Genomic DNA, 18077 nt, shown 5'->3' on the forward strand with positions numbered 1-18077 from the left:
ATGGCAATGGATCTCGACGAGATGCTGCAGCGCATCAAGGACAAGCAGTGGGCCCTGGCCGACATCGACTGGGACGCACCGGGTGCCGAGCTGATCGAGCCCGAGCTGTGGGCCAAACTCAAGCCGTTCATGACCGATCTGATGTGGATCGAGAACGTCGGCGCCCGTGGCTTCGCCGCGCTGGCGCGGAAGGCCCCGACCCCGACGCTCAAGAGCATCTATGAGCACTTCCACGCCGAGGAGCAGAAGCACGCCAATGCCGAGCTGGCCCTGATGCGGCGCTGGGGCATGCTCGAGAACGACGAGGTCCCGCCGCCGAGCGTCAATGTGCAGCTGGTGATCACCTGGCTCGACAAGTTCTCCGACGGCATGTCGCTGTCGATCCTCGGCACCGTCATCCCCATGCTGGAGGTGGCGCTCGACGGGGCACTCATCAAATTCATCACCGATGAGGTCAAAGATCCGGTGGCGCAGGAGGTTTTCAAGCGCATCAACTCCGACGAGTCGCGGCACCTCGCGGTCGACTTCGAGGTCATGGACATCCTCGGCCACGCCGACATGCGCAAGCTGGTCGTCGACTTCGTCGGCAGCTGGATGAACCCGGCGCTGATCGTCGGCACGCTGAGCTACTTCCCCCTGCTCAACAAGATGCGCGACAACATCGTGGCCATGGGCGTCAACGAGGAACGTCTGTACCAGGCGATGCGCCGGTTCCAAAGTGTCGGTGAGCGAAGCGCTTTCGCGCGCCGGGTACCCATGTACCGGTTCATCTCGTGGCATGCCAAGAAGGTGATCGACCGGACCTCGAAGTACCACTGGCTCGCCGATTCGCTGGTGGTGGTCACCGGCGCCATCCCGATGCCGCTGGTGAAGTACACGCCGACGTGGTCGGACGAGCTGACCTATGAGCCGGTCGCGTAAAGGAACTCACGAATGACTATCTCAACAGCCATCATCGGTGCGGGCTTCGCCGGCATCGGCGCCGCCATCCGGCTCAAAGACCAGGGCATCACCGATTTCGAGATCTTCGAACGCGGCACCCGCGTCGGCGGCACCTGGCGTGACAACACGTATCCCGGTGCGGCGTGCGACATTCCGTCGCGCCTGTACTCCTACAGCTTCGCGCCGAACCCGGACTGGTCGCACACCTACTCCGGTAGCGACGAGATCCTCGGGTACATCGACAGCATGGTCGAGTCGTTCGGTATCGCACCGCATATCCGGTTCGGCCACAACGTCACCGGTGTGGAGTACGACGAGGTGGCGGGGGAGTGGACCGTCAACTTCGAGGGTCGTGAACCGGTGCAGGCACGCACCGTCATCGTCGCCTCGGGGCCGCTGGCGAACGCCAGCTTCCCGAAGATCGAGGGCATCGAAACCTACGAAGGCCACAAGATCCACAGCGCCCGTTGGGATCACGACTACGACTTCACCGGCAAGAAGGTCGCCGTCATCGGTACCGGCGCCAGCGGCGTGCAGATCGTCCCGGAACTTATCAAGGTCGCCAAGTCGGTCAAGGTGTTCCAGCGCACGCCGGGCTGGGTGATCCCGCGGATAAACGGAGCCACCAGCGGCTGGATGAAGCGGATCTACAAGGACGTGCCGCTCGCCGAGAAGCTGATGCGTTCGGCGTGGTTCTGGGGCCATGAGTCGGTGGCGCTCGGTGTGGTGTGGGACAGCCCGTTCACCCGGGTGGTCGAAGCCCTGAGCCTGGCGAACCTGCGCCGGCAGGTGAAGGACCCGTGGCTGCGCCGCCAGCTGACCCCGGACTTCTCAGCCGGCTGCAAGCGACTGCTGATGACCGCCGACTACTACCCGGCGCTGCAGGCCGACAACTGCAAGCTCGTCACCTGGCCCATTGCCCGGTTGTCGCCCAAGGGAATCCGGACCGTCGAAGGCATCGAGCACCAGTTCGACGCCATCGTGTTCGCCACCGGTTTCGAGGTGTCCAAGGCCGGCACCCCGTTCCCCGTCATCGGCATCGACGCCCGGGAGCTCGCCACGGAATGGAGCCGGGGCGCGTACGCCTACCGCAGCGTCGCGGTATCCGGTTACCCCAACCTGTATTTCACCTTCGGACCCAACTCCGGCCCCGGACACAGCTCCGCGCTGGTGTACATGGAGGCGCAGATCGACTACATCGTCGAGGCGATATCCAAGCTGCTGCAGTTCGGGTGGAAGTCGCTCGACGTGCGTCCCGAGGTGCAGGCACGCTACAACGAGGACATCCAGCAGCGGCTGCAGTCCACCACGTGGAACTCAGGCTGCCAGAGCTGGTACCTCACCGAGGACGGCTTCAACGCGACGATGTTCCCGGGGTTCGCCACCCAGTACGTCAACCAGTTGAAGGCGGTCAATCTGCACGACTTCAAGATCACTGCTGAACAGACCAGCGGTGCGTCGGTCCTGACCGCATAGAATCCGCTGGTGGCTGAGTACCGGATCGACGACCTCGCGCGCGAAGCGGGGACGACAACCCGGAACGTCCGCGTCTACCAGGAGAACGGCCTGCTGCCCCGGCCCCAGCGCCGGGGCCGGGTCGCGATCTATACCGATCGGCACCTGAGCCAGTTGCAGGCGATCGTCCGGCTGCTCAGCGAGGGCTTCACCGTCAAGCACATCCTGAAGTTCCTCACCGGCCTGCAGCGCGGTGAGGGGCTCGTCGAGGTGCTGGACCTCGCCGAGCTCGAGGAGTTGGTGATCTCGCCGTGGTCGAACCCCGAGGCGCAGACCATGACGCGCCAAGAGCTGGAGATGGCGCTGGGCCGGCTCGACGGCGCGACGCTGCGACGGCTCGTCGCCGGCCGGATCATCGAGCCGACGGACGACAAGGATGCCTACCTGGTACCTGACCGGCGGGTTATCGACGACTTCGCCAGGCTCATCTCCCGCGGGATGCCGTTGGCGGCGATCCTCAAGACCACCACCGCGGTCGACAAGAAGCTCGACGAAGCGGCCCGGGCCATGACCCGGGCCGGGCACACCGAGGTGGTCCGGCAGCGGGGGACGGGCTGGTACCCCAGCAACGACGTCGAACTTGCCTGGGCCGCCGACCTGATCGATGCCATGCGCCGTGTATCCCGCCGTTCTGCCCACGCTAGCCTTGACCGCGCGTTAGATGAAGCGGTGCGAGCCGAGCTGCGGCAGTACCAGCAGGAGGCCAAGGACAAGGGGGCTCCTGTCGAACGGAAGGCGTGAGTCATGGCGCAGGCAGACGGAGCTGAGGCTTCCTCCGGCAAACGGAAGCGCGGGCCGAAGACCCTCGTCCAAGCGGTGTTCGCATTGATGGACGATGTCGCCGAACTCCGGAAATCCGCGCAGTTCATCGCCGACAACATCGCCGCCCTGAGCGAGAGCGCAGCGGGCATCGACAGGCACGCCGAACTGATCGCCAGCCAGATCACCACGTTGACCGAGGCCGCGGCCGGCATCGACACGTCTGCCGAGAAGATCGCCCACGGTGCCAACTCCATCGCGGCGACCCTGCCGAGCCTGAAGCGGCTCGCCGAAGTCGTGGAGCCGCTCGATACCACGGTGGCCCGGCTGGGCTGGCTCGTCGACCGGCTTCCCGGCGTAAAACGAAGCTAGTCGTCAATTCCTGTTCTCGCAGAACGGAATTCGTCTTCACTCGTCAATATCGAGACCCGTGTCGATCGGCTATTGCCACCCGCCGAACATCGGAGGAACGTATATCGGTGGACCGGCGGCGCCGCTGGGGCGCTGCCCCGATATAGAGGGGGTGGGCCGTGTACGCACGCTCTACCACTATCAACGCACAACCCTCGGCTATCGACTCGGGAGTGGCTCACCTCCGCGATGAAGTGATGCCCCAACTCCAAGGTCTCGACGGGTTCGTCGGCATGTCGCTGCTCACCGACCGGGAGTCCGGCCGGTGCATCGTGGTGACCGCGTGGGAGTCCCAGGACGCGATGAACGCCGTCGCCGAGCAGGTTCGGCCGATTCGCGAAAAGGCGACCCAGATGTTCAGTGGCGGCGCCCCGACCGTTGACGAGTGGGACATCGCGATATTGCACCGCGCTCGCCAGATGCCCGAGGGCGCGTGCGCGCGGGTTACGTGGGGACATGTCGACCCGGCCCACGCCGACGCCGCCATCGAGCATTTCAAGATGAACATCGTCCCCGACAGTGAGGCGCTCGAGGGCTTCTGCAGCACCAGCCTGCTGGTCAATCGGAACACCGGACGCGGCGTGGCCTGCACGACGTTCGACAGCCGAGAAGCCATGGAGCGCAACCGGGATGGCGCGCGCACGATGAAGCAGATGCGCATGAAGGAAACCGGTGCGGCCGAGCTGGACGAGGCCGAGTTCGACGTGGCCTTCGCTCACCTGCGGGTGCCGGAACTGGTTTAGCCGCAGGCGCCGAACCGACCCGGGGACCGGACCGGTGCCGGGTCGTGTTCGGCTGCCCCGTGGGGGGCAAGCCAAGAATCTGCCAAGCGTCGGGCTGCATGCTTCCTTCACCAATCAGCAGCAGAGACAGGTGAGTTCACATGACGCGACGAATCGCACGACTGGCCGCGGCGGCACTGTTGTCCGGCGGGATGAGTCTGGCCGCTTTCGGGTTGAGTGCCGGCACTGCCCAGGCAGAACCCTCCTCGGGCACCTGGTGTCCGGGCCAGCCGGTCCCCGGAGGCTTCACCGAGGTCGACTGGGACTGGACGACCTGCCATCGATACAACTTGGTACACCGCGGAATGCCGCCCCAGGTCGTCGGCATGACCGCCGAAGACGGCTGGTACGGCGGCCACCCCCACTACCGCACCGTCGCGGGCGAGAACACCAACGCGACCTGCCAGTTCCTGGGGTGCCCGTAGCACTCGGCGTAGCTGATGACGGTGAAACCCGTTGTGGGCTGCCGCCTTCCGTGCTCAGAAGGGTGCGGGTTCATCCCATTCCTCTGCGGCGCGGGCCATTTCGAGTTCGCGGTATCGGTGCCATTCTTCGCTGGCGATGGTTTCTTCGTTGAGCATGCGTGCTTGGTTGATGAGTTGTTGGCGTTCTTGGGCGCGGGTGCGTTTGCGTTTGGGCATGCAGTGGCCGCGCCCGGGGGTGCGTGGTGGTTGTTCGGTGATTGTGGGTGTTCCGGTGGGTGTGGCCAGTTGTGGGTACCAGTGGGCGCCTTCGGGTTTGGTGATGTAGGTGTGCCCGGTGGGGGCGACCCAGACGACGGTGCCGTCGGGGTATTGGTGGTCGGTCCAGCCGTGGAATGTTTTGAGTAGGTGGTGGAACCGGCACAGGCATTTGAGGTCTGACGGGTGCGTCGGCCCGGCCGGGTAGGGGACGGTGTGGTCGAGGTCGCAGGCTTGCGCGGGCCGGTCGCAGCCGGGGAATCGGCAGGTCAGGTCTCGGCAGCGGACGAACTCCGCCAGCTTGGCCGACGGACGGTAGCGGGGCTCGGCCGCATCCGGCGGGATCTCGACCTCGCGGATGGTCGCGCCGTCGGCGAGGCGGGCGATCTGCTCGGCGGGGATCTGCCCGTACCCGGGCAGGAATCCTGGGGCCTGCCCGTTCACTGCCTCCGGTGTGGCGATGACGTGGATGACCGCGCGGGTGCCGACGGTCTGCGCCGGCAGTTCCCCCATGGCGGCCGCGGCGGCGGGGCAGTCCGGGTTGTCGCATTGGCAGGCCAGGCGCTGCCCGCGGGCCAGGGCGTCGATGGCGGCGGCGCGGCGCTGATCATGGGAGCGCGGATCGTTGCGGCACACGCTCTTGGCGAGGTCGTCGATGGCGGCGTCGAGCACGGCGGCGGTCGCCGCGTCTACCGTGCCGCAGATGCTGGCCGCGCCGGGGCCGCAGGCGCGGATGTCGAGGTAGCGGGCCTGCGACGGGGGCCTGGGGGCGTGGACCCCGGCCTGGTCGGACGCGGCGATGATGGCGTCGATGCGCTGTTCCATTTTCGGTTTCGACAACCGACCCCAGGCCACGATCTTGGCGGCCAGGTCGGCATCGACCTGCCCGGCGACGTCGTCGTCGATGATCAGGTCGGTGCGGGCGACGATCATGGCGACCATCACCGCATCGATCAGGCCGTTGGCGTAGACGGCCGCCACTTTGGGCAGGCGGGTGCGGAGCGTCACCGCCCGGTCCACCTGGGCTTGGGCCCGCTTACGCGATATCCCCAACGCGGCGGCGACCTCGACGACCAGCCCGGCATAGCCGTCGATCGCCCAATACCGTTTCTCGATGTCGTCGTCGGGGGCCCGCAGCGCCCACAGGTCACCGATCGCCCCCAGGCGGCGGGCGCCGGCGGCGTTCTCTTGCCGGGTGGCCAGGGTGATCGCGTCGACCGCCGCGGCCGCGGCGTGGGGATCACCATCTAATTCGCTCATACGTTCGAATGTATACCCGCCCACCGACACGAATCGGCCGTCGCGGACGCGACCCATCGACGACGGTTAGGGCACCTAAACAGAAGGGCCGCAGCAGGATTGGCACGGGCAGGCAGCGCGGGCAGGGATCGTCGACGGTTGGGTCAGCTAGTTATCGAGGCCTTGGAGCGGACCGCCGGTGGACGGCCCACCGAAGAATCCGGGACCGCGACCGCCAGGGGGCAGGCGCCGATTAGCCCACCTAACCGTCGAGGATCGCAGCGCGGACCGGAGACCCCGGCAGCCCAGTCGGGATGGGCACGGCCAGAACCATCGAGCACACCTAACCACCGAGGATCACGCGCGAACCGTGGGGCCGAGTCGGGGCGGGTCGGCCCGAACTACCGAGCACACCTAACCGTCAAGGATCGCAGCGCCGACCGGTGACCCCGGGCGGCCCGAGTCGGGATGGGCTCGGCCAGAACCACCGAGCCGATCTAATCGTCGACGATTCCCTACGGGTGCGCGCTCGGCTTACTCGGCCACCAGATGCGGTTGCCGATCATGGCCATCGCGGCAGGCACCAGCACCGTGCGGACCAGGGTGATGTCGATCAGCAGGCCGATGCCGATGGTGAATCCGATCTGCAGCAGGTTGATCACCCGCCCGGTCATCAGCGCGAACATGGTGAGCGCGAAGACGATGCCGGCGGTGGTGATGACGCTGCCGGTACTGCCGAAGCTGCGCATGATGCCGCGGATCATGCCGTCACCCGACTCTTCGCGGATGCGGGCGGCGAACAGCATGCTGTAGTCCGCGCCCACGGCGATGAGCGCCATGAAAGACACCGGGAACACCGACCAGTCGATGTCGACACCGATGAGGTGCTGCCACACCAGGACGCTGAATCCGGAGGCGGCGGCGAACGACAGCGTCACCACGGCGACCATGAACACCGGCGCGAGGATGCTACGGAGCAGCGCGACCAGCACCAGCAGCACGCCCAGGATCGCGACGGTGCCGTAGACCGCGAAGTCGTGCCACACCTGATCACGCATGTCGGCCGATAGTGACGCCAGGCCAGTGCTGGCGAAACGTGCTGTCTGCAAAGAGGTTCCGGATGCGGCTTCGGTCGCGGCCGGCGCCAGTGCGCGGGAGGCGTCGAGGGCCTGGGCGCTGTACGGGTTGATCTTCCAGATGACGAGCATCCGTGCCGTCTTGCCGTCGGGGGCGAACAGCAGGTCCTGCGCGGCCCGGAAGGCGGGGTCGGAAAAGCCTTGTGGCGGAAGGTAGAAGCCCGATGCCGGCCCGTCGCCGGTGTGCGTGCTCAAGGTCGTCAGGTAGTCCGTCGCCTGGCCGAGCCCGTCGGTGAGGCGCCCTGACATGGTGACCACCTGGTCCACGCCGCCCTTGACCTGGTCGAGCCCGACGGCCAGCCGGGTCATCCCGGCGCTGAGCTGATCGGCGCCGCGCACGAGTTCGGCCAACTGGGTGCGAGCCTGGGTCGGCGAACCACCGGGCAGATTCGACACCATTTTCTGCAACGTGGCCAACGCATTTCGGATGGCGGGCTCGGCGGCCCGCACCTTCTCGACGGTCACTTGCGGGACGGCAGAGAGCCGCTGGGCCTGCAGCAGCGCGCGGCTGACCGCGCCGTTGGAGATGGCGTCGAGGTCGGCGATGTCCGCGCGGGCCCGGCTGCACACGGGGTTCATCAGGCAGTCGGGGCCGGGTTGCGGATCCAGCGCGGAGCCGAGCGCCGAACTCACCAGCCGGCCGGCATCGGCGACCTGCGCGTTGCCGTCGATGGCCTGCAATGCCGCGTCGAGCAAGCCGGTGGAGGAACTGAGATCGGCCAACGCCGAACGGACGTCCACCGTGCCGTCGGTGAGCGTGGACAGCCCGGCGCCGGCGGCCTGGTACCCGTCGAGTACCTGATGGGCCAGCCCGGTCACCTGCCTGATACCGGAAACCAATTGGGGAATCTGGGTCACCGCGGAGGCAGCGCCGTCGCGCAGCTGGGCCGCACCGGAGTCCAGCCGGTGAATGTCGGGAACCGCCTTGTTGACCTGGTTCTTGGCATCGCCGAGCCGGTCGGCCACGATCCCGGCCTGGTAGCCGATGGTGTTCTGCGGCAACTGCTTTCCGGCCGGCCGCGTCATGGAGCGGACATAGGCGATCTCGGGCATCCCGGCGAGGCGGCCCGCGACACGGTCGAGCGCGGCCAGATCGTCGGTGTTCCGCATGTCATGGTCGGCCGACACGATCAGGTATTCCGGCGCCGCCTCGTTGACGCCCCAGTGGGCGTAGGTCTTTTCGTAGCCGAGGGAGCTCTCGGTGTCGTCGAGCTGCATGGCGTTCTCGTCGAAGTTCACCCGGAACGTGGTCAGAACCATTGCGGCGCTGAGCAACAGCACCAGCGAAGCGGCCACCAGCACGCCCGACCGGCGGATCATGGTGGATCCGATGCGGCGCCACCGGCGGTCGTTGAGGGGGCGCGGTTCGGCCAGTCCGCGCTTGCCGAGGAGCGACAGCAGGGCGTAGGGCAGGGACATCGAGACGGCTAGTCCGACGACGATCGCGATGGCGATCGGTGGGCCGGCGGCCTTGAACATGCCGAGTTCGGTGAATCCCATGGCTGTGGCGGCCGCCGCGATGGTCAGCATCGAGGCGATCAGGATGCCCGAAACCCGCTGTCCGGCTTGCGCTATCGCGTCGATGACGGGCACCTGGCTACGCCGGGCTTCGTGATAGCCGGCCAGGATGAAGATCGCGTAGTCGGTGGCGGCGCCGAGCAGCATCGCGGTCATCAGCGAGATGGTGAAGTTCGAAACGGTAAGTACCCCAGCCATACCCAGCAGGGACACGATCGGGCGGGCCACGCCGAGTGCGATGCCGATGGTCAGCAACGGCACCATGGCAGTGGCCAGCGACCGATAGACCATCAGCAGCACCAAGGTGATCAGCAGGACAGACACCGCGGTGATGATCAGCAGCGAAAAGTCCATGGCGCTGAAAAGATCGGCCAATGTTGGTGACGGCCCGGTGAGGTAAACCCCGACTCCGGGCGGTTTGGACAGGGCGTGCAGCTGGTCGCGGATCGCGATGGTGTTCTTGTGCGCCTTGGTGGACCCGACGTCGCCGGTGCCGGCCAGGACGAGGTTGATCGCCTTGTGGTCGGGGCTCAGCGCGATGTCGCGCAGTTGCGGATTGTCGTAGGTGTCGAGCACGTAGGCGACGTTGGTGGTGTCGCGCTGCAAGGTGGCGACGATGTCGCGGTAGAGGGCTTCGTCGGCCGCATTGATGCCCTTCTCGTCGACCAGCACGACGCTGCCGACGGCCGAGGACCGCGGGACACCGAAGGCGTCCGACATCTCGCGCAGCGTCTGCGCGGCCTTGATGTTCGCCGGCATGAACGGCGCGGAATGCTCGGCGACGGTCTGCTCGAGCTGGGGGATGGCGACGTTGAGGATTCCGGCGAGCGCTACCCAGAAGCCGATGACGAGCCATGCCCATTTGGCACAGAAACGGCTGGTGGCGGCGAAAAACCTGCTGTTGTGTCCCACCCGGATCCCCTCCGATTCGAGACCAGAACTACACCGTTCGGTCTACTATTGGAGGCAGACGGTAGTAGACCGACTGGTGTACAAACAATGCTGAAAGACAGGGAGTTACGTCACATGAGTGCGCGCGATCGGCTCGTCGTCACAGCCATCGATCTGATTCGGCGCCAGGGCGTTTCAGGTACCGGGCTCAGCCAGCTGCTCGAACGCAGCGGTACCGCGCGGCGGTCCCTCTACTTGAATTTCCCTGGTGGCAAGGCCGAACTCGTCGCCGACGCGACCGTTGCGGCAGGAAACATGCTGGGCGACGGCATCGACCGCCTGATCGGCGAAAAGGGTCCGGTCGGGGCGGTGCGTGCCTTTGTCGAGATGTGGATTTCGAACCTCGCCAGCAGTGACTTCGAGGTCGGCTGCCCGATCATGGCGGCAGCCCTCGGCAGGTCCGAGGCACCTGCCGCCGCCGACACCGCCGGTGAGGTCTTCCTGGACTGGGAGCGTCGAATTGCCGCCGGGCTCGAAACCGCGGGGTTGTCAGCCGATGACGCCGCTCGCCAGGCGACGCTGACGGTCGCCGCGGTGGAGGGCGCCATCGTCATGGCGCAGGCGACCAAGTCGGACGTGCCGCTACGCCGTGTCGAGGCGGCGCTTGTCGAGTCGGTGGAGCAGTACCTGAATTAGGCGGACTTTGCCGGGGCTGTGCCGGACAGGCAGTCGGCGATGAAACCGGCCATGCGCGCGTAGGCCCGGCGGCTCTCCGGCAGCCCGGGGAATATGGCCGGGAACGCGTGGACCTGACTGGGCCACGCCGCGACCTCGCACTTGCGCCCGGCCTCGTGCAGTTTGTCCTGCATCCGCTCGGCGTCGCACAGCAGTGACTCCGTCTCGGAGGCGACGATCAGCGACGGCGGCATCGAATCCATCGGACCGGAAACCGGCTCCAATTCTTCGAGATTGCCGGCGGGACAGATGCGTTCGGTGATGACCGGGAAGCCGGCGGCGATCCCGAAGACGTCCGTCGCCGCGGTCGAATGCGCAGTGCGTGCGGCGTTGTCCAATTCCAGTAGAGGCGAAATGCCGACCACCCCTGCGGGACTCGGGAGCCCGTGCTTCGGGGCCTGCTGCGCGGTCGCGAACGCCAGGAATCCGCCGGCCGAGTCACCGGCGAGGACCACCTTGGCCGGATCGACGCCCAGACTCAGCAGGTGGCGGTAAGCGCTCAGGCAGTCCTGGATGGTCGTCTCCAGGTCGACCTCGGGGTACTGCCGATATTCGATGTGTACCAACGGCAATCGCGTGACGCGCGAGAGCGCCGCGACGGCGCGTAGATGGGTGTTCAGATCGCCGAGGACGAACCCGCCGCCGTGGAAATACAAGATGACCCCGTCGGTGATGGGCGGGTCGAGGTCGGACGGCGACACCCATTCGACCGGCAGGCCGCTCCAGTTCTCGGCGACCAATCGGAAGCCGCGCGGTGGCCGACGACGCTGCAGGCTGGCCAACTTGTTGACGTTGCGTCCCACCCGCACGATCCGCTGTGACGTCGCCTCGTACTCCGCCGTGGTCAGCGCGCGAATCAGGATGCGGGCCAACAGCAATGACGCGAAGAAGTGAATGATGCGCGCGCGCAGGCTGGCCGGCTCGGTGGCGTGAATGACCGCGCTCACGGCGCCAACTCCACCAGCACCGGCGCGTGATCACTGGGCTGCTTGCCTTTTCGTTCCTCGCGAACGATCTCGCCGTGCGTGACGCGCGCCGCGAATTCCGGTGAGCCCAGCACGAAGTCGATGCGCATGCCCTGCTTCTTGGGGAACCGCAGCTGCGTGTAGTCCCAGTAGGTGTAGACGCCCGGACCCGGGGTGAACGGGCGGACCACGTCCGCGAAGCCGGCGTCGTTGATGGCGCGGAACGCCGCGCGCTCCGGCTCGGAGACGTGCGTCGAGTTCGCGAACACCGCCATGTCCCAGACGTCCTCATCGGTCGGCGCGATGTTCCAGTCGCCCATCAGGGCCAACGGCAACGACGGATCGTCGGCCAGCCAGCCGGTCGCGGTATCCCGCAGGGCGGAAAGCCATTTCAGCTTGTAGGGCAGGTGCGGGTCTTCCAGCGTCCGGCCATTGGGCACGTACAGACTCCACAACCGGACCCCGCCGCAGGTGGCGCCGATGGCACGCGCCTCGTCGGCGTCCTGCCACTGCGGTTGGCCGTCGAAGCCGACCTGCACGTCCTCGATTCCGACGCGGGACGCGATCGCCACGCCGTTCCACTGGCTGTGCCCGACGTGCGCGACTTCATAACCGAGTGCCGCGAACGGCATCGTCGGGAACTGCTCGTCCTTGCACTTGGTCTCCTGCATGGCGAGCACGTCCACGTCCGCGCGGGACAGCCAGTCCGTGACCCGGTCGACCCGGGTGCGGATGGAGTTGACGTTCCAGGTGGCGATACGCATGACGCTCCGATCAGACAGGCTCGGGGACTTTCAGTTCCCGACGTAGGGCGGTGAAGTCGGTGATGGTCTTGGTGGCGACGTTCGCGACCGGTCGGGCATTGCGGCCGGTGGCCTCGGACTTGGACACCATCACCACGCCGTCGATGTAGGGCTGAATGGTGGTGGCGTTCTGCACCGTCGCGACGATCACCAGTTGGAAGCCGAACTTGCGGAACGCCTGCAACGCCTGCGAGGCGAACTGCGGGTCGGACTTGGAGAACGCCTCATCGAGCATCAGCTGCGCGAAAACCGGCTTGTTGTCGCCGCTTTCGGGATTGGCCAGGTTGAAGCTGAGCGCTCCGGCCAGGCAGAAGGCCATCAGCTTCTCCTGCTCGCCACCGGAGTTGTCACCGGCGTTGCTGTGCGTGCGGATCAGTTCGCCGCTGGCGACGTCCCACTCGGCACAGTCGAACGTGAACCGGTTCCGCACGTCGAGCGCATCGCGGGTCCAGGCGCGGTCCTCGGGGTTGTTGCCCGCCAGGCGGTTTCGCAACCGCAGGATGTCGGCGTACTGCTCGAGGATCGCCTTCTTGTCGCCCAGGCCGACCTCGGCGATGCGCCGGGAGATGGCCTTGACGATGTCGGTCAGCTCGGACACCGCCGCCATGCTGCGCGGGTTGGCGCGCAGCGTCAGCCGGGTGCCGCGGTTGAATTCCACCGCCCCCAGACCGGTGTTGACGCGCTCGATCTGCTCGCTGATCCGCCGGGTCTCCTGCTCGGCGACGCGGTGCAGTGTCAGGATCGCGTCGGGCGCCTGCTCGGTGATCAGTCGCATCATGCGGTCGTAGGCGTCGGGCAACTCGCGCTCGTCGATGTGACGGCAGACCGCGACATAGTCGTAGATGCGCTCGTCGAAGTCGTCGGAGTCGTTCGGTATCGCATCCGGGAACGAGGCGTCGAACGTCGCGACGATGCGCGACAGCTCCTCGTAGGAGCGCCGGCGGCTCTCGGTGAGCTGGTCGCGTTCGCGGCGGATGGCGGCGAACAGCGCCTCGCGGTGCGGCTCGGGGTTGAGCAGTTCCAGTGGCACCGGGACGTCAGCGGCGTAGCGGCGCAACAGATCTGTGGCCTGCTCCGACACCGCGGCGGGGGAGAGCCGATCTTGCAGGTCCATCAGCTGTGTCCGGCGGGCGTCGAGATCGTCGCGCCGGGTCTGGATCGCGCCGCGCCGGGTCATCAGGGTCTGGATGTCGACCCAGCACTCCTCGGCACGCGCCGACAGCGCCTCGATGTCGGGGTGGTCGGCCAGCAGCAGCTCGTACTGCTCGCGGAGCCGGTCGGCGTGACCCTCGGCGGTGTCGGTGTCGATCTGACTCCACTGCGGGAACTGTTCGTAGACTGCCTTGCACGCCGCGGCCCGGTCGCGCCACTGCTGGCGTTGCGCCGCAATCTCATCCGCGGCCCGCCGGGCGGTGTTGAAGGCCTCTTCGGCCTCGGTGAGTTCGGCGTGCAGCGCTTCCAGCTTGGCGCCGATATCGCCCTGGTAGATGTACTCGGACGGCTTGATCGGGCGCCGGTCGTCCTTGATGGCCAGCCGATCGGAGTCCTTGTAGAGACCCGTGTCGGTGACGGCGCGGCGGAAGCGCACGAACACGTCGGGGGTGTCCACGCAGATGTGGTCACCGGCCGCGGCGATCACATCGACGGCCTCGGCCGCACAAGGGTGCTTCGGCTTGACCAGGAACAGCTTGCCCGCCAACGTGTTCGGTTCGGCCTCGCGTCCCGAGGCGCCGGCCCGCACGTGGTGCAGCGCCAGCCGTCCGCGCATGTTGGTCTCGTTGACGAACCGCAGCACCTTGGCATAGTGCTGATCCGGCACCAGTAGCCGCAGGCCGACCCCGCGCAGGACCTTCTCCACCGCTAGTCGCCAGCGCGAGTGTTCCGGATGCAAGTCGAAAAGCTCGGCGACATACGGCAGTTCGGCGGGGTCGATGCCGACGCCGGCGCAGATGTGGTCGCGCATCGTCACGGCGGACTCGGGCAGCGCCGAGCCGACGTGCTCGACGCGCTTGAGTTCCTTGGCCGCGTTGTCGCGCAGGATGCGTGCCGACTTCTGTGCGTACTCCGCGTCGGTGGACGCATCGCGCCCCCACTCGAGCTTGCCCAGCATCTCGGTGGCCTGCCGGGTGAGTTCCTCGCGCAGGTTCCAGAATTCGTCGGCCGTATCGGGCACTTCGACGCCGAGGGCAGCGACCATCTCCTCGTAGGCCGCGCGCCGCCGGGCCACGTCGTCGGCCTGCGCTTCGGCCGCATTGACCTGGGCCTGCAGCGGGCCGACGTTCGCCGATGCGCCGTTGATCTGGGCGTTGAGCGAATCACCTTCGGCCTTGGCCAGATTCAGCTGCCGCGTCAGGTCGGCGTTCTCGTTCTCCAGCTGGTCGATGGTCGCATCGAGCGTCTCGATCTCCGCGGGGCAGTGCCGGAGCCGCACATGATCGGTATAGGCCCGCACCATCGGCAGGTCGACCAGGTCGATGATGCCGAGGTCGGTCGACTCGGAGGCGTAACGCACCTGGATGGCCTCGATGTCACCGAGGATCTTGCGCTTGCGCTGAGCCACCGCGAGCAGTTCCCGGGCCTCGACCAGCGGATCGATCTGCTTGAGCGCCTCAGGCAGCCGGGCCAGGCTGTCCGGTTCGTCCAGCATGAACTCGCGGACGAACTGCTCAAGCCCACCAACGCTTTTCAGGGACTTGGCCTTGCCGAGCAGCTGCTGTGCGGCGTCCGACGCGCGGATACCGATCGAGGCATACAGCTGCGCCAGGTACTGCGACTCGACCTTGGTCGTGAACCGCCAGCCGTCACCCTTGAACACGCCGGCATCGAACCGGCCCGCGGCCCACCGGTTGCAGACGTCCTCGATGTCCAGGTCGCCGTCGCCGATGACGAACCGGCTCGACGAATCCGAACGCGATTCTCCGGTCAGCCATTTGAGCACCAGGCCCGTGATGGTGCGGCCCGTGTTGCTGGTGTAGGTCACCGCGACGGCGGACCAGGTGGTGCCTTCGCCGCGCAGGTACATCACCTGGCTCGTGCCGGCTTCGCTGCGCTGGCCCCAGGCGCCGCGGACGTACTTGTCGACGGTGCGGCGGCCCGCGCTCGAGCCGGCCGCGGTGTTGTCGCCGGATGCGTTGAAGTTGCGCCGGTTGAACGGTAGGAAGCCGAGCGAAATCGCGTCCAGCAGTGACGATTTACCGCTGCCGGAGCCGCCCGCGACCAGTGAGCCGCCGGCGCTGAACGGGATGCTGTGATAACCGTCGAACACGCCCCAGTTGATGATCTGGAGCCGGGACAGGTGGAACTGCTCAGACATCGGCTTCAGTACCTCCACCGGTGAGTTGTTCGAACTGCTGCTGCAGCTCGGTGATCACCGAGGCCGTCATCACGGCCGTGATGACGGGGCTCACGGTGTAGCTGTCCTCGTCGTCGCGGCTACGGCGCAGGATGTCGAGACCGGTGAGGCGGGCGATGGCGGCATCGATCCGGGCGGTGAAAGTGACTGCGTCACGGTCGGTTTCGTTCAGCACTCCGCTGAACATGCCATGCATCTCGTCACGGGTGATGAGGAAGCTCTGGTCGCCGCCGGCGCGCATCAGCTGCGCCAGGTGCAGAGCCAGAATCGAGTCGTAGGTGCCCAGCGGCTCGCGGCGCAGCAGCTTGATGCCCTTGGCCGACTCGTAACGGGCCTGCTCGATGAACGCGATGTCGACGCCCTCGGAGATGCGCAACTGCAGGTCGAGTTCGGACAGCCGCACCGACAATTCGTTGCGGTACTCCAGGATCCAGCTGTAGATGTCACGGTCGGACTCGCTGCTGATGTAGCGGCGGGTCAGCAGGTGCTGCAATGCCCAGCAGGCCCGGTCCGGCATGGCGCTGACGTCGCCGTCGAAGCGTGGACGACGCTGCTGCACCGCCCGGCTGGTGCTGTCGACCTCGGGCAGCGAGGCGAAATCGATGGGTGAGTCAGTCATGAAGGGCTCCCGCCACGGCAACAGGCTCGGTGAACATCAGATAGGGCACCTCGATCTCGCGGTCCCGGCCGTCGAGCGACCGGAAGCGCACCGACATGGTGTCGTCGCTCGGGTCGCCCTGCCCGCCAGGCTGTTTGAGGGCCCAGGACCACAACACGATGACGTGGCCCAGGTATGCCGAATCGAGCAAGGAGACGGCCTCGGCGAGTGACACCGGCCGTCGCGCGACCGCGGCGTTGAGCATCTCGGACATCGCGGGCGCATCGACCTGGGTGGTCAGTGCCGCGAAGGTGGACAGGTCGACGTCGCCCTGCGCCGCTTCGGCGGGCTTGGGTGCCGACAGGTCGCCGATCTTGAAACTCAGCGCGCCGATCGAGCTGATCGCGTGCCGGGCCAGGGGGACCTCGATGTCCAGCCGGGAGTCGGTGAGGGACGACTTCAGCAGTGTCCGGGCGGCGCCGATGGCCTCGTTGAGCTGGCGGGCCACACCCCGGCTGGACTCCATGGTGCCGAACGCGGTGAACCGCTTGACCCGCTGCGCGCAGCGCTGCTGGATGCGTTCGACCTCGTCGATCTGGTGGCCGATCAACTCGAAGAACCCGGCCATCACCTTGCGCAGCGCCGGGTCCAGCTCGGGCAGCGCCGACGCCACAGTGGCGATGTCGTTCTCGAATTCGGCGCGCTGGTCGGGGTCGTTGATCATCCGCAGGAACGCCCGATGCGAATCGCGGCCCGCCGAATCCCAGGCCGCCTGGTAATCGGCGTACATCTGGCGCTGCCGGTCGCGGTACTCGATGTTGGTGTCGATCGGATCGTCCAGCGCCTGCGTGGCCTGCTCGATCATCGTGCCGTAGAGGCCGATGTCGGTGATCAGCCGTTCCATCTGCAGCGCGATGGCGCGGGCTTCGTCGTACATGTCGGTGACGTCGGGCTCGGGGCGCAGGCCGGCCTCCAGCTCGTCGAGCTCGCGGTGCAGCGCGGCGATCTCGGCTTCGATGCCGGCCCGGATGCGGTCAGGGTCGTTGCCGGCGCGGGTGGCGATCTGGCGCATGCGGGACGCGATGCCGGCGATCGAGCCGCCGGTGGCGATGCTGTCGCCGCGGCGCATGCCGCGCACGAAGTCGAGGGCGCGACGGGCGTCCTGCGTCAGATAACAGACGTTGCGTTCCGCGCCGGCGCGCGTCTCGGTCACCCGGTGCACCCAGCCCTGGCTGGCCCACGACTTGATCAGGGCCAGGCCGGACTGTCCGAGCTGGTCGTCGGTCTCGCCGAGCGTCGCCAGGTCGCGTTCCAGCCGGACCACCAGATCCGTCTCGGCGATCATGCCGTCACTGAGGTGCCGCTCCATCAATGTGGCGTAGACGCCGAGGTTGTTTGTCGCCAGCAGCCGGACCGCGCGCGAGCCCTGAACGTCACGGTTGAGTTCGAGCAACTCGGCGGCCGACAGCGCCGCATTCTCTTGCACCCGCAACCCCTGACCAGCCTGACACTTCGGTGCGTTCCACCGCCGGTCCAAGATACTTGGCGAAGCGTCGGCCGGCATCGGCGGTCGTGCCCCGCAGCGCCCGCAGGGACGGTTGCCGGCATTGCCCGGGACGGCCGGTCCCATATGTTGTCTCACCATGTGGACACCTGCCGGGGCCGCGGCGGGCTGCTGTCGGGGCGGCCGCAGCAATTGCGTTGGCGCGCCCACGAGGCGGGCGCCTGATTTGCCCCGGACTGGGCACGGG

Annotated in this window: 14 protein-coding genes; 7 read left to right on the plus strand and 7 right to left on the minus strand. The window is 67.0% G+C overall.

Annotated features, from left to right (window positions below):
• The 6 genes from ACJH6I_RS20130 (at position 1) to ACJH6I_RS20155 (ending at position 4834) form a co-directional block, all read left to right on the plus strand.
• Positions 1-921, plus strand: a complete 921-nt coding sequence (locus tag ACJH6I_RS20130) for a hypothetical protein (protein ID WP_064860947.1) — start codon at positions 1-3, stop codon at positions 919-921.
• 12 nt (positions 922-933) lie between these two features.
• Positions 934-2418: an NAD(P)/FAD-dependent oxidoreductase gene (locus tag ACJH6I_RS20135; protein ID WP_061004471.1), complete on the plus strand. Its 1485-nt coding sequence runs from the start codon at positions 934-936 to the stop codon at positions 2416-2418.
• A gap of 9 nt (positions 2419-2427) precedes the next feature.
• A complete protein-coding gene (locus ACJH6I_RS20140) occupies positions 2428-3198 on the plus strand; it encodes a MerR family transcriptional regulator (protein WP_061004473.1) in 771 nt (256 codons plus the stop codon).
• Positions 3199-3201: 3 nt separating this feature from the next.
• The gene (locus ACJH6I_RS20145) at positions 3202-3588 is read left to right on the plus strand and encodes a hypothetical protein (protein ID WP_061004475.1); all 387 of its coding nucleotides are present in this window, start codon (positions 3202-3204) and stop codon (positions 3586-3588) included.
• Between the two features lie 158 nt (positions 3589-3746).
• Positions 3747-4370, plus strand: a complete 624-nt coding sequence (locus ACJH6I_RS20150; RefSeq protein WP_061004476.1) for a hypothetical protein — start codon at positions 3747-3749, stop codon at positions 4368-4370.
• A 140-nt stretch (positions 4371-4510) separates the two neighbouring features.
• Complete coding sequence (locus ACJH6I_RS20155) at positions 4511-4834, plus strand: hypothetical protein (protein WP_061004478.1); 324 nt, start codon at positions 4511-4513, stop codon at positions 4832-4834.
• A 54-nt stretch (positions 4835-4888) separates the two neighbouring features.
• Here ACJH6I_RS20155 and ACJH6I_RS20160 read toward each other — a convergent pair whose 3' ends face one another.
• A complete protein-coding gene (locus ACJH6I_RS20160; RefSeq protein WP_406784425.1) occupies positions 4889-6349 on the minus strand; it encodes a DUF222 domain-containing protein in 1461 nt (486 codons plus the stop codon).
• Positions 6350-6843: 494 nt separating this feature from the next.
• Positions 6844-9894, minus strand: a complete 3051-nt coding sequence (locus ACJH6I_RS20165) for an MMPL family transporter (RefSeq protein WP_406784426.1) — start codon at positions 9892-9894, stop codon at positions 6844-6846.
• A 114-nt stretch (positions 9895-10008) separates the two neighbouring features.
• On the opposite strand from ACJH6I_RS20165, the gene ACJH6I_RS20170 reads away from it, so the two are divergent.
• Positions 10009-10569 (plus strand): TetR/AcrR family transcriptional regulator, encoded by a 561-nt coding sequence (locus tag ACJH6I_RS20170; RefSeq protein ID WP_406784427.1) that lies wholly within the window; start codon positions 10009-10011, stop codon positions 10567-10569.
• Here ACJH6I_RS20170 and ACJH6I_RS20175 read toward each other — a convergent pair.
• From ACJH6I_RS20175 to ACJH6I_RS20195, 5 genes are read right to left on the minus strand one after another with little or no spacing between them, the layout of a single operon-like run.
• A complete protein-coding gene (locus ACJH6I_RS20175) occupies positions 10566-11555 on the minus strand; it encodes an alpha/beta hydrolase (RefSeq protein ID WP_061001378.1) in 990 nt (329 codons plus the stop codon). The two genes, ACJH6I_RS20170 and ACJH6I_RS20175, sit on opposite strands and share 4 nt — an antisense overlap.
• Positions 11552-12337 (minus strand): exodeoxyribonuclease III, encoded by a 786-nt coding sequence (locus tag ACJH6I_RS20180; RefSeq protein WP_061001377.1) that lies wholly within the window; start codon positions 12335-12337, stop codon positions 11552-11554. Before ACJH6I_RS20180 ends, ACJH6I_RS20175 begins: the two co-directional genes overlap by 4 nt.
• Before the next feature lie 10 nt (positions 12338-12347).
• Complete coding sequence (locus tag ACJH6I_RS20185) at positions 12348-15689, minus strand: ATP-binding protein (RefSeq protein WP_406784428.1); 3342 nt, start codon at positions 15687-15689, stop codon at positions 12348-12350.
• The gene (locus ACJH6I_RS20190; protein ID WP_061001375.1) at positions 15682-16347 is read right to left on the minus strand and encodes a DUF4194 domain-containing protein; all 666 of its coding nucleotides are present in this window, start codon (positions 16345-16347) and stop codon (positions 15682-15684) included. Before ACJH6I_RS20190 ends, ACJH6I_RS20185 begins: the two co-directional genes overlap by 8 nt.
• Positions 16340-17812, minus strand: coding sequence for a DUF3375 domain-containing protein (locus ACJH6I_RS20195; protein WP_204158306.1), 1473 nt, complete (start codon positions 17810-17812; stop codon positions 16340-16342). The genes ACJH6I_RS20190 and ACJH6I_RS20195 overlap by 8 nt, the downstream gene beginning before the upstream one ends.
• Positions 17813-18077: the final 265 nt, after the last annotated feature.

The organism is Mycobacterium sp. SMC-13 (assembly GCF_045311035.1).
Lineage (GTDB): Bacteria > Actinomycetota > Actinomycetes > Mycobacteriales > Mycobacteriaceae > Mycobacterium.

What these genes read in the sequence shown, in the direction of transcription:
- ACJH6I_RS20145 (WP_061004475.1), top strand. Translation starts at nt 3,202, where the DNA reads ATGGCGCAGGCAGACGGAGCTGAGGCTTCCTCCGGCAAACGGAAGCGC.
- ACJH6I_RS20155 (WP_061004478.1), top strand. Translation starts at nt 4,511, where the DNA reads ATGACGCGACGAATCGCACGACTGGCCGCGGCGGCACTGTTGTCCGGC.
- ACJH6I_RS20190 (WP_061001375.1), bottom strand. Translation starts at nt 16,347, where the DNA reads ATGACTGACTCACCCATCGATTTCGCCTCGCTGCCCGAGGTCGACAGC.
- ACJH6I_RS20135 (WP_061004471.1), top strand. Translation starts at nt 934, where the DNA reads ATGACTATCTCAACAGCCATCATCGGTGCGGGCTTCGCCGGCATCGGC.
- ACJH6I_RS20180 (WP_061001377.1), bottom strand. Translation starts at nt 12,337, where the DNA reads ATGCGTATCGCCACCTGGAACGTCAACTCCATCCGCACCCGGGTCGAC.
- ACJH6I_RS20170 (WP_406784427.1), top strand. Translation starts at nt 10,009, where the DNA reads ATGAGTGCGCGCGATCGGCTCGTCGTCACAGCCATCGATCTGATTCGG.
- ACJH6I_RS20185 (WP_406784428.1), bottom strand. Translation starts at nt 15,689, where the DNA reads ATGTCTGAGCAGTTCCACCTGTCCCGGCTCCAGATCATCAACTGGGGC.
- ACJH6I_RS20130 (WP_064860947.1), top strand. Translation starts at nt 1, where the DNA reads ATGGCAATGGATCTCGACGAGATGCTGCAGCGCATCAAGGACAAGCAG.
- ACJH6I_RS20160 (WP_406784425.1), bottom strand. Translation starts at nt 6,349, where the DNA reads ATGAGCGAATTAGATGGTGATCCCCACGCCGCGGCCGCGGCGGTCGAC.